We start from the raw sequence: 13,770 nt of genomic DNA on the forward strand, positions 1-13,770 counted from the left end.
CCCCATGACCGACGTCGTCCTCCCTGTGCTGAACGAGGCACAGGCCCTGCCCTGGGTCCTCGAGCGCCTCCCGGCCGACCACCACCCGATCGTGGTCGACAACGGCTCCACGGACGGCAGCGGCGACCTCGCCCGGCGGCTCGGCGCCCAGGTGGTCGTCGAGCCCGTGCCCGGGTTCGGGGCCGCGTGCTTCGCGGGGCTGACCGCGGCGCGCGCCGAGCACGTCGCGTTCATGGACTGCGACGCGTCGCTCGACCCGCGCGACCTCCCCACGGTGACCGGCCCGGTCCTGCGTGGCGAGGCCGACCTCGTGCTCGGCGCCCGCGACGCGCAGCCCGGCGCCTGGCCGGTGCACGCCCGGCTGCTGAACCGGCTGCTGGCGCTGGAGCTGCGGCGCCGCTGCCGGGTGCCGCTGACCGATCTCGGCCCGATGCGCGCGGCGCGCCGCACCGACCTGCTCGCGCTGGGCATCGCGGACCGGCGGTTCGGCTGGCCGCTGGAGATGGTCCTGCGCGCCGCCGCCGCGGACTGGCGGATCGCCGAGGTGACCGTCCCCTACCTGCCGCGGGCGGGCCGCTCGAAGGTGACCGGCACCGTGCGCGGCACGGTCCGCGCGGTCCGCGACATGACGGCGGTGATGACGTGAACCTCATCGTGATCGCCAAGGCCCCGCGGGCCGGGGTCAGCAAGACGCGCCTGTGCCCGCCGTGCACGCCGGCGCAGGCCGCGGCGCTCGCCGAGGCCGCCCTGCGGGACACCTTGCACGCGGTGCTCGCGACGCCCGCGGACCGGCGGGTGGTCGTGCTCGACGGCACCCCCGGACCGTGGCTGCCGGACGGGTTCGAGGTGCTGCCGCAGCGCGGCGACGGGCTGGACGAGCGGCTGGCCGCCGCGTTCGCGGACGTCGGCGGTCCCGCGTTCCTCGTCGGGATGGACACGCCGCAGCTCACGCCCCCGGACCTCGAGCACGGCATGGACGCGACCGCCCGCCACGGCGCGGCGATCGGCGGCGCCCCCGACGGCGGCTACTGGGCGATCGGCCTGCGCGACCCCGACCCGCGCGTGTTCGCGGGCGTCCCGATGAGCGCGGCCGACACCGGCGCCCGTCAGCGCGCGCAGCTCTCCGCGCTCGGGCTCCCCTACGCCGAGCTCCCGGCCTTGCGCGACGTCGACCACTTCGACGACGCGGTCGCCGTCGCCCACGAGGCGCCCGACACCCGGTTCGCGGCCGCCGTCCGCTCGCTCGTGGCCGCGGGCGCGGTGGCGTCGTGACCGTGCTCGCACCGGCCGGCGCGCCGGTCGCCCCCGGCGTCCTCTACGCCCGCGGGCTGACCGGTCGCAGCCCGGGTCTCGTCATCCGGCACGCCGACGGGCGCACCGTCCCGGTGCCGCTCGACGGATGGCTCGGGGCCGCCAGCGGCGCGGACCTGCACGTCCTAGACCGGGCCGTCGGGCCGGTCCTCGACGTCGGCTGCGGCCCCGGCCGCCACGTCGCCGCGCTCGGTCGCCGCGCGGTCACCGCGCTGGGCATCGACGTGTCGCCCGAGGCGGTGCGTGCCACCCGGGCCCGCGGTGGGGCCGCCGCGGTCGCCTGCGTGTTCTCCTGCGTCCCGGCCGCCGGCCGCTGGCGCACCGCCCTGCTGCTCGACGGCAACGTCGGCATCGGCGGCGATCCCGTCGCGCTGCTGCGCCGCTGCGGCGAGCTCGTCGTCCGCGACGGCACCGTGCTGGTCGAGGTCGACGCCCCGGGGAGCGGGACCCGGCGGGCGGTCGTGCGGCTCGAGGACGGGCCGCTCGTCAGCCGCTGGTTCGCCTGGTCCTCCGTGGCCGCCGACGACGTCGCCGGGATCGCCGCGGACGCCGGCCTGCGCCTGACCGCCCTGCACCACGAGGAGGACCGATGGTTCGCCGACCTCGCCCGAGCCTGAGCGAGAAGCTCCTGGCGGGCCGCTCCGTCGGGGACGCGATCGACGAGGAGCTCGGGCACCTGCGCGCGGGCCCCTTCGACGAGGACGCGTTCCCGTCCCGCCTCCACGACGAGCGGGTCGCCGCCCTGCTGGGCATCGCCCTGGGGGTCGCGTTCGCGACGTGCTTCCTCACCGGCCTGTACTCGCACTTCGCGCAGACCCCGCTGTCGATCGGGTTCCTGTCGATGCCCGCGAGCCCGGCGTGGCTGTACCGCGTCACGCAGGGCCTGCACGTCGCCAGCGGCACCGCCGCGATCCCGCTGCTGCTCGTGAAGCTGTGGGTCGTCTACCCGCAGCTGTTCGCGTGGCCGCCGGTGCGGGACCTCCCGCACGCGCTCACGCGCCTCTCGCTCGCCCCGCTCATCGCGGGCTCGATCTTCCTGCTGTTCACCGGCCTGCTGAACACGGCGCGCTGGTACCCGTGGGAGTTCGGGTTCCGCGAGACCCACTACTGGGTCGCGTGGGTGACCGTCGGGTCGCTGCTCGTGCACGTCGGCGCGCAGCTCGTCGTCCTGCGCCGCACCGTCGGGCCGACGGCGCGCCGTCGCCTCGCCGCCGAGGCGCCCGAGCCGCCCGGGGACGGCCTGAGCCGCCGTGGCCTGCTCACCGCGACGGCCGCCGCCGTGGGCGCGGTGACGCTCGCGACCGTCGGGCAGACGGTCCGCCCGCTGAAGGACCTCGCGGTCCTCGCCCCGCGGCTGCCCGACGTGGGACCGCAGGGCTTGCCGGTCAACCGCAGCGCCGCCGGTGCCGGGGTGCTCGACCTGATCCGCGACCCCGAGTACCGGCTGACCGTCACCGGCGCGGTCGAGCGCGAGCTGTCGCTGACGCTCGCCGAGCTGCAGGCGCTGCCGCAGCACGACGCCGACCTGGCGATCACCTGCGTGGAGGGCTGGAGCGCCGGAGCGAGGTGGAGCGGCGTGCGCGTCCGGGAGCTGCTCGAGCTGGCGGGCGCGTCGCCCGACGCGGAGGTCCGCGTGCGCTCGCTGCAGCAGCGCGGGTCGTTCCGCAGCAGCGAGCTGAACGTGCCGCATGCCCAGCACCCCGACACGCTGCTGGCGTTGCGGATCGACGGCGAGGAGCTGCACCCCGACCACGGGTTCCCGTGCCGGCTGATCTCGCCGAACCGTCCCGGGGTCCAGCAGACCAAGTGGGTCACGCGTCTGGAGGTGCTCTGATGGCACGCCGCATCCTCACTGCGCTCGGCCTGGGCATGGTCGCCTTCGGGGTCGCCGGGCTGCTGCGCAACGCCGAGGCGACCGAGCCGCTGAACGCGGCGCTGTTCCTGGTCGGCGGGCTCGCGCTGCACGACGGCCTGGTCGCGCCGGCGGTCATGGTGCTCGGCCTGGTCCTCGCGCGGCTCGTGCCGCGCCGGTTCCGGCCCACCGTGCAGGGAGCGCTGATCGTGAGCGCGGCGCTGACGCTCGTGGCGATCCCGCCGTGGACCGGTCGCGGGCGCCTGGCGAACAACCCGTCGCTGCTGCCGCAGGACTACGGCCAGGGACTGCTCGTGGCGCTGGCGGTCGTCTGGGCGGTCGCCGCGCTGCTGCTCGTCCGCGCCGCCGTGCGTCCGCCCGCCCCGGCCGTGCCGGAGCCCGAGCCGCTGCCGGAGCCGCGCCCCGGGTGGTGAGCGCGGCCGGGCCGGTAGCGTCCGCCGCGCCGTGCCCGACCGTCCCGACCTGCCGCTGGACCGCCTCGCGCCCGACCGCGCGCTGGAGGTCGTGACCTTCGACGGCGGCGCGGTCGGCGGCCCGCGGATGCGTGAGCCGCACCGCCACGACTACCACGAGCTGCTGTGGTTCCGCGACGGCCGCGGCACGCACCGCGTCGACGGCGCGCAGCTGCCGGTCGTCGCGGGCGCGGTCACGATCATCGGCCGCGGCCAGGTCCACCAGTTCGAGGAGGGCCGCGGGCTGCACGGCGCGGTCGTGCGGTTCGGGGAGGACCTCGTGCCGCCGTCGGCGTCGTGGCTGCTCGCCGCCCGCCAGGAGCGCACCATCCCCGTCCCCGCAGGTGCGGCGACGGACCGCCTGGACGCGCTGCTCGCGACCCTGCGTGCGGAGGTCGTGGGGCCGCGCGACGCCCGCAGCGGCGCGCTGGAGGCGCACCTGCTCGCCACGCTGCTGCTGTGGCTGGAGCGGTGGTACGACGGCGCGCACGCCGAGCGACCGGAGCCCGACGGCCCGGACGTGGCGCTGCACCGGCGGTTCGCCGCGGCGCTCGAGGAGGACTTCGCCCGCCACCACGACGCCGCGCACTACGCGCAGCGTCTCGCGGTCCCCGCCCCCGCCCTGTCCCGTGCGCTGGCCGCGGTGACCGGCCGCGGGACGAAGGAGCTCGTCACCGACCGCGTGATGCTCGAGGCCCGCCGGCTGCTGCGCTTCACCGACCGGTCGGTCGGGGAGGTCGCGCACGCGGTCGGGTTCGACGACCCGCTGTACTTCTCGCGGGCGTTCAAGCGGCACGCCGGGTCCGCGCCGCAGGCGTGGCGCGACGCGACGCGGCACGCCGGGATGTCCATGCATCCGTGAGGTTCTGCCATTCCGCGGGAGCGGGACGGCAGCGAGCATGTCCGGCATGAGCACGCCGAGCACCGCCCCCTCCTCCACCCCGACGCTGCCCGACGCCCTGCGCCTGGGCGCCGCGCACCTGACGGTCACCGATCTCGACCGGTCGGTCGCCTGGTACCAGGACGTCGCCGGGCTGCGCCAGCACGGCCGTGACGGGGCGGTCGCCCGCCTCGGGGCGGGCGGCGAGGACGTGCTCGTGCTGCACGAGCAGCCGGGCGCGCGGCCCGCCGGGCGCCACGCGGGGCTCTTCCACGTCGCGCTCCTGTACCCGTCGCGCCTGGAGCTCTCGCGCACCACCCGGCGGCTGGCGGCGAACCGGCTGCCGCTGACGGGCGCCTCCGACCACGGGGTCTCCGAGGCGCTGTACCTGCGCGACCCGGACGGCAACGGGATCGAGCTGTACGCCGACCGGCCGCGCTCGGCGTGGCCGGCGCCGACCGAGGCCGGCCAGCAGGTCGGCATGTACACGCGGGCGCTCGACGTCGAGGACCTGCTGCGCGTCAGCGACGGCGAGGACGTCCGGCGGCACGCCGCCGAGGGACTGGCGGTCGGGCACCTGCACCTGCACGTCGGCCGGGTCCCGCAGGCGGTCGCGTTCTACCGCGACCTCGTGGGGTTCGCGGAGGTCACGACCTACCCGGGCGCGTCGTTCCTGTCCGCCGGCGGCTACCACCACCACCTCGCGGTCAACGTCTGGGCCGGTGAGGGCGTGGGCCCCGCCCCGGCCGACGCGGTCGGGCTGCGCGAGTGGAGCGCGGTGCTGCCCGACGACGCGGCGGTCGGCGCGGTCCGCGCCCGGCTGGAGGCGGCGGGCGTGGCGGTGGCCGACGAGGGCGCCGCGGGCGTCGTGCTCCGCGACCCGTGGGACATCGCGCTGCGGCTCGTCACCGCGCGCTGACCGGCGGCCGTCCGCGCGGCGCGGCCGTTCACTAGGGTCCGCGCCCATGCCCTCCCCGCCCGAGACCCGCCTGACGATCCCGCTGCGCTGGCGGGACATGGACATGCTCGGGCACCTCAACCAGGCCGTGTACCACGAGCTGCTGGAGGAGGCGCGCGGCGCGCTGCTGCTGGACCTCGCCGGGCGCGGCACGCAGCAGGTGCACCACACCTACGTGCTCGCCCGGGTCGAGCTCGACTACCGCCACGAGGTCCGCAAGGACCACGGCACGGTCGACGTGACGGTGCGGGTCGGCCGCGTGGGCACGAAGTCGATCACGCTCGAGCACGAGGTGCTGCTGCCGGACGGCACGGTCGCGGCGGCGGGCAGCACCGTGCTCGTGGGCTGGGACATGCAGGCCCGCGGGGCGCGCACGCTCTCCGACGAGGAGCGCGCGGTCCTCACCGGCACCTGAGGCTCAGGCCCGTCCGGCGGCCTGAAGCGCCACGGCGGTCTGCGGGTCGGCGGGGAAGAACGACTCGATCGCCAGCTCGGCGACCGTGATGTCGGTGGCGGTCCCGAAGCTCGCGATCGTCGAGAAGAAGCTCCAGACCGATCCGTCCTGACGCCGCAGCCGCATCGGGACGAACAGCAGCTCGGCGGGTTCGGCGGCCATCGACGTCGCGGCCGCCTCCTGCGCGGCCGGGTAGCCCCGGAGCTCGTCGAGCAGCGCGGCGACCGCGGGGTCCCCGGAGAGCAGCGCCTGACGTTGCAGGCGCAGCAGCAGGTGCCCGGCGTGCTCGGCGAGGTTCTCGATCCGTGACGCGAGCCCGTCGGGGTGCAGGGCGAGGCGCATCGCGTTGGGGGCCTCGAGCAGCGCCGCGTCGACCCCGGCGAGGATCGCGAGCGCGGGCTCGTTGGCCATCAGCACGTTCCAGCACCCGTCGACGATCAGGGCCGGGTACGGGGCGTGCCCCTCGAGGATCTTCTCGAGCGCCGCGCGCACCGGGGCCATCCGCTCGGCGTCCAGGGCGGTCTCGCGGAAGACGGGCGCGTACCCGGCCGCGAGCAGCAGCGTGTTGCGCTCGCGCAGCGGCACGTCGAGGTGCTCGGCGAGGTGCAGGACGAGGTCGCGGCCGGGCCGCGAGCGGCCGGTCTCGACGAAGCTCAGGTGCCGGGCGGACACCGCCGCCTCGAGCGACAGGTCGAACTGGCTGATGCGCCGACGGCGACGCCAGTCGCGCAGCAGCTCGCCGACGGTGGGGGTGGCGCTGGCCGTGCTCATGCCGCCAACCTAGCCGCGCCGCGGGTCGCGGTCGCTTACCCCGGAGGTCATTGCCGCGCTTCCCCCGAGCGCGCAGGCTGCTCGGCATCACCCATCCCGATCCGAGGAGTCCACCATGACCGCCACCCGCAACCGCCTGCGTCTCGCCACCGCCGCCGAGGCCGTGTTCGCCCTCCTGCTCGTCGTCGCGCTGCTCGCCGGCGCCCCGACCTGGGAGGTCGTCGTGCTCGGCGTCCTGTTCTGCGACGCCGCCGCGTACGGGCTGTGGCAGATGGTCGCGCTGCGGCGCGCGCCGTCGGGCCCGCGCGCCGCGGTCACGCAGGCCTGAGCTGCGCCTCGTCGCATCCGCGCAGGCGGGCGACGGCGTCGGCCTCCTCCTGCACGTCGGGGAGGTCGGCGCCGTCGAGCGCCTCGAGGCGCACCTGCAGCACCGAGCCCGCCTTGCGGGCCCGCCAGAGCCCGACGAGCCGCCCGTCGTGGAGGAGCACGCCGGGCCGTCCGACCGACGGGAACATCCGCCGCGCGAGGGCCCGGTCGGGCACGAGCGTGGCCCGGTCGGGCTGCGCGACGTAGGGATCGAAGCCGCCGAGCAGCCGGACGCCGCGCGCGGTCGGCGGGTCGTCCAGGACGGCGGTCTCGTCGGCGAGGACCCAGCGCTTCCTGCCGGCGAGGAGCACCTGCTCGACCGCGTCCCCGAGATCGGCGATGAGCCGCCGCGCGTGCCGGGTGGACGTCTGCGTCCAGGTGGCGAGCTCGCCGTGGGTGGCGGGCCCGAAGCAGCGCAGGAACCGGCGCGCGAGCTCGGCGCGGGCCTGCACCGGATCGGCGGTGACCGGCGGGTCGAGCAGCGACCAGGTCGCCTTCGCGGGCATCTCGGTGATCCCGAGCCGACCGAGGGTGCGCCACAGGCCGCTGCGCAGGTGGTGGCTCTCGCAGCCGGGACACCAGGCCAGGAGCGCGTCGGGGAGCCGCTCGCGGAACGCCTGGTGCAGCTCGTCGCGGCCGAGCGGCCCGTCGGCGAGGGCGTCGCGGGCCGCGTCGCCGACGCGGTCGAGCGCCTCGCGGATGCCGTACCCGGCGTCCGCCAGCTCGGTCGCGACGAGCCGTCCGACGACGGCCGCGAGCTCGTCGTCCGGGGGGATCGCGGCGAGCGTGAACACTGCGACGTCCGCGCGCGGCACGAGGTGCGGCGCGTTGCGCATGGCGTTGACCTGCACGACCGACCGACCGGTCGGTCGGTCCTCGTGGCTGCGGGCGTGCAGCGCGACCGCCGCCCAGCCCGGCGGCGAGTCCTGGATCCCGCAGGCACCGATCGCCGTGAGCGCGTCGGTGCGCCGGTGCAGGTGGTGCCCGACCAGGCGGTAGGCGAGAGCCTGCTCGGGCTCGACGGTCCTCACGCCGTGGTCTGCTGCTCCTCGCCCGCGCGGGCGTCGAGGTCGCGCAGCACCGCCTGGGTCTTGGCGTCCCGGACCATGAGCGTGTCCAGGAGCGGGTTGACGATCCCGCGCGCCACCGAGTACGCGGTCCAGCGCCGCGGGTAGATGATCCGCGGCTGGCGCCGCTCGATCCCGCGGACGATGCCCTCTCCCGCCTCCTTCGGCGGCAGCCGCTTGAGGAACGGCTTGGGGACGGCGGCGAGCAGCCGCTCGGCGAGCGGGTCGGCGTCGAGTGCCTTGTGGACCATCTCGGTGTCGATGAAGCCGAAGTAGGCGACGCTGGCCCCGGCGCCGTGCTGGGCGAGCTCGACGCGCAGCGCGCGGCCGAACTGCTCGACGCCCGCCTTGCTCATCGCGTACGGGGTCGTGCCGATCCCGTTGACGAACGCGTACACGGACGCGACGACGACGACGTGGCCGCGGCGCGCGACGATCTGGGGCAGTGCCGCCTCGACGGTCCGCACGACGCCCATGAGGTTGACGTCGATGACGCGGTCGAACGTCTCGGTACCGAGGGCGCGGAACGTCGCGCCCTTGTGGGCGATGCCCGCGTTGGCGACGACGACGTCGACGCCGCCGAGCTCCTCGACGGTCCGCGCGACCGCCTGCTGCATGCTGCCGCGGTCGGTGACGTCGGCGGCGATGCCGATCGCGCGCCCCTCCCCGAGTCGGGCCGCGGCGGCGTCGCACGCCTCCTGGTCGAGGTCGATGACGGCGACGCGCGCGCCGCGGGCGACGAGCCGCTCGCACGTCGCGAAGCCGATGCCGCGGGCGGCACCGGTGACGAGGGCGGTCTTGCCGGAGAGGTCGAAGGAGGCCATGGCGCGGACTCTACGATGCCCGGCATGCTCGATCTCGCATCCGTCGACGCGCTGACGTTCGACTGCTACGGCACGCTGATCGACTGGGAGCGCGGGATCGCCGATGCGCTCGGCGCGGTCCTGGCCGCCCATGGGGTCCCGGCCCCGGGGGACGACGCGCTGCTGGAGCGGTTCGCCCGGCACGAGACGGCGGTCGAGGCGGGCCCCTACCGGCGCTACGCGGACGTCCTGGGCGCGGCGCTGGTGGCGATCGGCGAGGAGCTCGGGTTCGCGCCGACCGACGACGAGGTCCGCGCGTTCGGGCGCTCGGTCGCGGACTGGCCCGCGTTCCCGGACTCCGGGGAGGCGCTGCGCGTGCTCGGCACGCGGTTCCGGCTCGGCGTGCTGACGAACTGCGACGACGACCTGTTCGCCGCGTCGGCGCGGCGGCTGGGCGTGACGTTCGACGCGGTCGTGACCGCCCAGCAGGTGGGGGCCTACAAGCCGGACGCGCGCGGGTTCGGGGTCCTGGAGGAGCGCCTCGGGCTGCCGCGGGAGCGGATCGTGCACGTCGCGCAGAGCCTCTTCCACGACCACGTTCCCGCTCGCGCGCTGGGCTACGCGACGGTCTGGGTGGACCGGCGCGCGGGCCGGGCGGGGTTCGGGGCGACGCCCGCGGCGACGGCCACGCCGGACCTGGTGGTGCCGGACATGGCCGCGCTGGCGGCCCGGCTCAGCCCTGGGTGATCTGCTGGCAGGACCAGCCGTTGCCGTCCGGGTCGGTGAAGCGGACGAACCGGCCCCAGGGCAGGTCGATGACGTCGGTGCAGTCGACGCCGCGCTCGCGCAGCGCGGCGCAGGTCGCGTCCGCGTCCTCGATCACCAGCGTGATGCCCTCGACGGAGCCGGGCTGTTTCTCGTTGAGTCCGCGGCCGATCGCGATCGAGCAGCCGGAGCCGGGCGGGGTGAGCTGCACGAACCGCAGGTCGTCGCTGACGGTGTGGTCGTGGTCGGCGACGAAGCCGACCCGCTCGACGTAGAACGCCTTCGCGCGGTCGACGTCGGAGACGGGCAGGATGAGCAGCTCGAGCTTCATGGTGGAGGTCATGGAGCCCACGCTACGACCGCTTGTGGCCGACTTTTGTCCTAGTTCGCGGCGCGTTCGAGCTGCTCGTCGACCGCCACCAGGACGCCCTTGCGCGCGCGGTGCGTCTGCTCGTAGAGCTGCACCGCCGCGAGCGTCGCGGTGTCGGCGAGGACGAGGCGGTCGGCGATGTCCGGGACGGTCATGGCGGTGTAGCCGGGCCACGGCTCGTCGACGCGCAGCGTCGCGCCGACCTCGTCCTCGGCGCCCGCGTCGGCCGAGGAGTGGACGACCTCGCGCTCGTCGTCGACGTGCGGGGGCTGGAACTCCGGCTGCTCGGTGTCGGCCGGGGCGGTCGTCGTCCCGGAGGGGGCCACCCCGGACGGGCCCGCGACGGGCGTCGCGGTGGGCGCGGCGGTGGGCGCGGGAGCCGGGCGGTCCGCCGTCGGCCGGTCGGCCTGCGGTCGGATCGGCGTGACGTGGACCGCCGCGTCCCGGTCCTGGTCGGGGCGGGCGCGCTGCGCGGCCACCTCCGCGAGCTCGAGCGCGTGCCGGAGCACGTTGTGGCCGACGTGCAGCGCGAGGCGGGCCGGGGCGGTGACGGTGCGGATGAGGCTCATGCCGCAGGGGTACCCGCGGCCGGGCGCCCGACACGTCACGCCGTCCCGGCCAGTCGGGCCGTGAGCCGTGTGGACGTCAGTCCGTGCACGAGGATCGACGTCATGATGCAGGCCGAGGTCGTCCAGTAGAGGAGCTCCTCCTCTCCGTCCGACAGGACGCCGGCCCCGATCGCGACGGCCACGTAGTAGAGCGACCCGATGCCACGCATCCCGAACCAGCCGATGAAGGCGGCCTCCCGGACGGGAAGCCCCGCCGGCACGAAGGCCAGCAGGCACGCCGCGGGCCGCACGAGCACGAGGAGCGCGACGACGAGAACCCAGCCGCCGACGCCCGGGGCCTGCAGCCCCGCGAGTGTCAACGTGCTGCCGAGCAGGAGCACCAGCGCGAGCTCGGCGACGTGCTCGACGACCTCGCCGCCCTCGTGGACGCGGGCGTGCAGCTCGTGTTCCCGCTCCGCGCGGCGGAACGCGAGTCCGGCGACGAACGCGGCGAGGAATCCGTAGGCCCCGAGCATCTCGGTCGCGCCGTAGATCGCGAGCACCGCCGCGACGGCCAGCCATCCGTCGAAGCGCACGTGGATCGTCTCGCGGCGACGGAGCCGCATCGCCACGGACGCGAACAGCCGCCCACCGGCCGCGCCGGCCAGGACACCGACGCCGATCGCGTACAGCACGTCGGCGAGCACCCAGGTCCCGACCCAGTCGCCACCGTCCCGGGCCGCGACGAACAGGCCGAGGAACACGAACGGGAACGCGAGCCCGTCGTTCAGTCCCGCCTCGGCGGTGAGCGCGAAGTGCGGCTCCCGCTCGCGCTCCTCCCCCGGCGGACCGACCTGCACGTCACCGGCGAGGACCGGGTCCGTGGGGGCGAGGATCGCGCCGAGCAGGATCGCCGCGCCCGCGGAGAGCCCGAGCAGCTGCGTCCCGAGCAGCGCGACGGCCGCGATGCAGGCGGGCATGACGACCACGAGGAGCAGGGTCGGGGTGCGCCACTCCCGCCAGCTGAGCGCCCGGTCGAGCTTCAGCCCAGCGGTGAACAGCGCGATGATGACGGCGAGCTCGGCGAGGTGCTCGATCAGGCGTGGGTCGGCGAGTGGGTCGATCGCCTCGATCCCCACGCCCGCGAGGAGCGCGGCGATGGCGACCCCGAGGACGAGGTAGACGACCGCTGCGGTGAACGCGTGCTCCTGCTCCTGGGTGAGGGCGACCACGGCGGCCAGCAGCGCGAGTCCACCGAGCAGGAGGACGAGGGCGTACGGGTCCGCGAAGGCGAACCCGCGCTCGGCGGCGAACGGCATCCCGGGCGGCTACCCGGGACGGTGCTCCGCATCCGTGACGTGCGCGGTGATCGCCTCGGGCACGCCCGGCGCGACCATGATCCCGTAGTGGTTGCGGTCGACAGCGTGGAGGGTCGCGGTCGGGACGCGGGCGAGGAACTCGTCGCGGACGTCCTGCGGGACGATCAGCCCGCCGCCGAGGTCCTGGGAGGCCCAGACCAGCAGGGTCGGCATCGTCAGGTCCGCCCACAGCGGCGTGAAGTCGCGGCCGGCGACGTCGAGGTCCTCGAGGACCGCGGACCGACTCGTCGACGGCGACAGGCCGCCGTCCACGGGCGCGAGCTCGTAGGTGAAGTACGCGTCCCAGAACGGGTCCCAGGGGTCGAAGACGCCGGAGGCCTTCAGCGCGTCGAGGTACGGCTCGGGGGTCGGGACGACGGCGTCCAGGCGCGCGGTGCCCGCGCGGACGGCGGCGATCGCCGCGTCGTCCATGCCGCCGACGGCGTCGAGCAGCGCCAGGCGCGGGATCCGCGCGCCCGCCCGCGCGACGACCTCCAGGCCGGTGAGGGCGCCCATCGACCAGCCGACGTAGGCGAACGTGTCGAGCCCGAGCGCGTCGGCGACGCCGACGACGTCGTCGGCGTGGCGGTCGAGCCCGTAGGTGCCCGGGCCGGTGTCCGCGCTGCGGCCGCGCCCGCGCAGGTCGATCGCCACCATCTGGCGCCCCGCGGCCAGCAGCGGCTCGCGCAGCGCGTCGAACGAGCGCAGGTTGGCGGTCAGCCCGTGCACGCAGACGACCGCCGGCGCGTCGGCGGGACCGGAGCGCTCGACGCGCAGCCGGCCGTTGGGGAGGTCGAGGTCGAGCAGCTCGGTCATCGGCCCGACCCTCCCACGCCGGGACGACCGCGCGCTTGTGGCGAGCCACCGAACGCCCATGCGCCGAGGGGCTCGATCACCCAGCCCGTACCGCGACCGGCGACGCGGTACTAGGGTGGGTCGTCATGCTGCTCCCCAGACTCCCGCGTCGCCTCGCGGCCGCGCTCGCCCTCGCCGTGCTCCTCGTCCCCGTCGGCGCGGCCCGGGCCGCCCCCACCTGCGGCCGGGTCGCCTGCGACATGCAGGTGCTCGACAACCCGGGAGGCGACCGTGGGGTGGCGATGATCGTCAACAGCGGCGGCTGGTTCAGCGGAACGATCAGGGCGGCCCAGTGGCGCAGCGCCGCGGCGCCGTGGGCCGCCGAGGGGTGGACGACCGTCGTCGTCTCGCACACGACGGGCCCGGGAACGGGCCGGCAGGCGATCGACGACGTGGTCGCCTGGGCGCAGACGCTGCGCCGGCGCTACCCGAACCGGCCGCTCTGCGTGTTCGGCCGGTCCTCGGGTGGGCACCTGGCGCTGATGGCGGCTGCGCGCGGCGACATCGGGTGCGTCGTCACCGAAGGGGCCCCGACGGCGCTCGACGCGCTGGGCGGCTACGCCCGGACCCGGGCGGCGAGCGTGTTCGGGGCGCGGCTGAGCACGCTCGCCGCGTTCAGCCCGGCGGGCCTTCCGGGCCGCTACGCCGGCAAGCGCGTCCTGATGGGCCACCTGGAGGACGACCGGATCGTCCCGGCGTCGCAGATGGTGCGCTTCCGCCCGTCGGGTACCGCCCTGCTGCGCAAGCGCACCCCCGCGGCCGGGGTGCGCTGCGGCAGCGCGCCCTCCGACGCCGTCGAGCGGCGGTTCGCCCACAACTGCCAGGCCCAGCCGCGACGCTCGCCGTCCGAGCTCACCGGGATCACCGACGCCGCGCTCGAGCGGTGGCGCGGAGAGATTCGCGCGCTCGCCCGGCGCCTCGACGGCTGACCCGCACGCG

Annotated in this window: 18 protein-coding genes; 11 read left to right on the forward strand and 7 right to left on the reverse strand. The window is 76.0% G+C overall.

Translation table 11 applies throughout. The annotated features are described in order from the left end of the window. Nucleotides 1-4 precede the first annotated feature (4 nt). From C7Y72_RS14000 to C7Y72_RS14035, 8 genes are read left to right on the forward strand one after another with little or no spacing between them, the layout of a single operon-like run. Nucleotides 5-646, forward strand: a complete 642-nt coding sequence (locus tag C7Y72_RS14000) for a glycosyltransferase family 2 protein (RefSeq protein ID WP_107569824.1) — start codon at nt 5-7, stop codon at nt 644-646. After that, the gene (locus C7Y72_RS14005; protein ID WP_199223971.1) at nt 643-1,272 is read left to right on the forward strand and encodes a TIGR04282 family arsenosugar biosynthesis glycosyltransferase; all 630 of its coding nucleotides are present in this window, start codon (nt 643-645) and stop codon (nt 1,270-1,272) included. Before C7Y72_RS14000 ends, C7Y72_RS14005 begins: the two co-directional genes overlap by 4 nt. Further along, nucleotides 1,269-1,928 carry a methyltransferase domain-containing protein gene (locus tag C7Y72_RS14010; protein WP_199223972.1) on the forward strand — a complete coding sequence of 220 codons (660 nt, stop codon included), beginning with the start codon at nt 1,269-1,271 and terminating at the stop codon, nt 1,926-1,928. Before C7Y72_RS14005 ends, C7Y72_RS14010 begins: the two co-directional genes overlap by 4 nt. Further along, nucleotides 1,901-3,145, forward strand: a complete 1,245-nt coding sequence (locus tag C7Y72_RS14015; RefSeq protein ID WP_107569825.1) for a molybdopterin-dependent oxidoreductase — start codon at nt 1,901-1,903, stop codon at nt 3,143-3,145. Before C7Y72_RS14010 ends, C7Y72_RS14015 begins: the two co-directional genes overlap by 28 nt. Continuing rightward, entirely contained in the window at nt 3,145-3,597 is a 453-nt protein-coding gene (locus C7Y72_RS14020; protein WP_107569826.1) for a hypothetical protein, read from the forward strand. The genes C7Y72_RS14015 and C7Y72_RS14020 overlap by 1 nt, the downstream gene beginning before the upstream one ends. Before the next feature lie 31 nt (nt 3,598-3,628). Continuing rightward, on the forward strand, nt 3,629-4,498 hold the full coding sequence (locus C7Y72_RS14025) for a helix-turn-helix transcriptional regulator (RefSeq protein WP_107569827.1): 870 nt from the start codon (nt 3,629-3,631) through the stop codon (nt 4,496-4,498). Between the two features lie 46 nt (nt 4,499-4,544). Further along, nucleotides 4,545-5,435 carry a VOC family protein gene (locus C7Y72_RS14030; RefSeq protein WP_158276863.1) on the forward strand — a complete coding sequence of 297 codons (891 nt, stop codon included), beginning with the start codon at nt 4,545-4,547 and terminating at the stop codon, nt 5,433-5,435. A 46-nt stretch (nt 5,436-5,481) separates the two neighbouring features. Next, nucleotides 5,482-5,889, forward strand: coding sequence for an acyl-CoA thioesterase (locus tag C7Y72_RS14035; protein WP_107569829.1), 408 nt, complete (start codon nt 5,482-5,484; stop codon nt 5,887-5,889). Nucleotides 5,890-5,892: 3 nt separating this feature from the next. Here the strand turns inward: C7Y72_RS14035 and C7Y72_RS14040 are convergent, their stop codons facing one another. After that, entirely contained in the window at nt 5,893-6,699 is an 807-nt protein-coding gene (locus C7Y72_RS14040) for a helix-turn-helix domain-containing protein (RefSeq protein WP_107569830.1), read from the reverse strand. Nucleotides 6,700-6,814: 115 nt separating this feature from the next. Between C7Y72_RS14040 and C7Y72_RS14045 the strand changes: the two genes are divergently transcribed. After that, a complete protein-coding gene (locus C7Y72_RS14045; protein WP_107569831.1) occupies nt 6,815-7,027 on the forward strand; it encodes a hypothetical protein in 213 nt (70 codons plus the stop codon). Here the strand turns inward: C7Y72_RS14045 and C7Y72_RS14050 are convergent. Both C7Y72_RS14050 and C7Y72_RS14055 read right to left on the reverse strand, forming a co-directional pair. Further along, nucleotides 7,014-8,096, reverse strand: a complete 1,083-nt coding sequence (locus C7Y72_RS14050; RefSeq protein ID WP_158276864.1) for a winged helix DNA-binding domain-containing protein — start codon at nt 8,094-8,096, stop codon at nt 7,014-7,016. The two genes, C7Y72_RS14045 and C7Y72_RS14050, sit on opposite strands and share 14 nt — an antisense overlap. Continuing rightward, entirely contained in the window at nt 8,093-8,956 is an 864-nt protein-coding gene (locus C7Y72_RS14055; protein WP_107569832.1) for a short-chain dehydrogenase/reductase, read from the reverse strand. Before C7Y72_RS14055 ends, C7Y72_RS14050 begins: the two co-directional genes overlap by 4 nt. Before the next feature lie 24 nt (nt 8,957-8,980). Between C7Y72_RS14055 and C7Y72_RS14060 the strand changes: the two genes are divergently transcribed. Then, on the forward strand, nt 8,981-9,682 hold the full coding sequence (locus tag C7Y72_RS14060; protein WP_107569833.1) for a haloacid dehalogenase type II: 702 nt from the start codon (nt 8,981-8,983) through the stop codon (nt 9,680-9,682). Here C7Y72_RS14060 and C7Y72_RS14065 read toward each other — a convergent pair. From C7Y72_RS14065 to C7Y72_RS14080, 4 genes are read right to left on the reverse strand one after another with little or no spacing between them, the layout of a single operon-like run. Continuing rightward, nucleotides 9,669-10,043 carry a VOC family protein gene (locus C7Y72_RS14065; RefSeq protein ID WP_233243881.1) on the reverse strand — a complete coding sequence of 125 codons (375 nt, stop codon included), beginning with the start codon at nt 10,041-10,043 and terminating at the stop codon, nt 9,669-9,671. The genes C7Y72_RS14060 and C7Y72_RS14065 overlap by 14 nt on opposite strands. Nucleotides 10,044-10,081: 38 nt before the next feature. After that, nucleotides 10,082-10,639, reverse strand: coding sequence for a hypothetical protein (locus tag C7Y72_RS14070; protein ID WP_107569834.1), 558 nt, complete (start codon nt 10,637-10,639; stop codon nt 10,082-10,084). Between the two features lie 35 nt (nt 10,640-10,674). Then, on the reverse strand, nt 10,675-11,937 hold the full coding sequence (locus tag C7Y72_RS14075) for a cation:proton antiporter (protein WP_107569835.1): 1,263 nt from the start codon (nt 11,935-11,937) through the stop codon (nt 10,675-10,677). Between the two features lie 9 nt (nt 11,938-11,946). Then, a complete protein-coding gene (locus tag C7Y72_RS14080; protein ID WP_158276865.1) occupies nt 11,947-12,792 on the reverse strand; it encodes an alpha/beta fold hydrolase in 846 nt (281 codons plus the stop codon). 125 nt (nt 12,793-12,917) lie between these two features. On the opposite strand from C7Y72_RS14080, the gene C7Y72_RS14085 reads away from it, so the two are divergent. Beyond that, nucleotides 12,918-13,760 (forward strand): alpha/beta hydrolase family protein, encoded by an 843-nt coding sequence (locus C7Y72_RS14085; protein ID WP_107569837.1) that lies wholly within the window; start codon nt 12,918-12,920, stop codon nt 13,758-13,760. Nucleotides 13,761-13,770: the final 10 nt, after the last annotated feature.

It is taken from the genome of Paraconexibacter algicola, from assembly GCF_003044185.1.
GTDB lineage: Bacteria > Actinomycetota > Thermoleophilia > Solirubrobacterales > Solirubrobacteraceae > Paraconexibacter > Paraconexibacter algicola.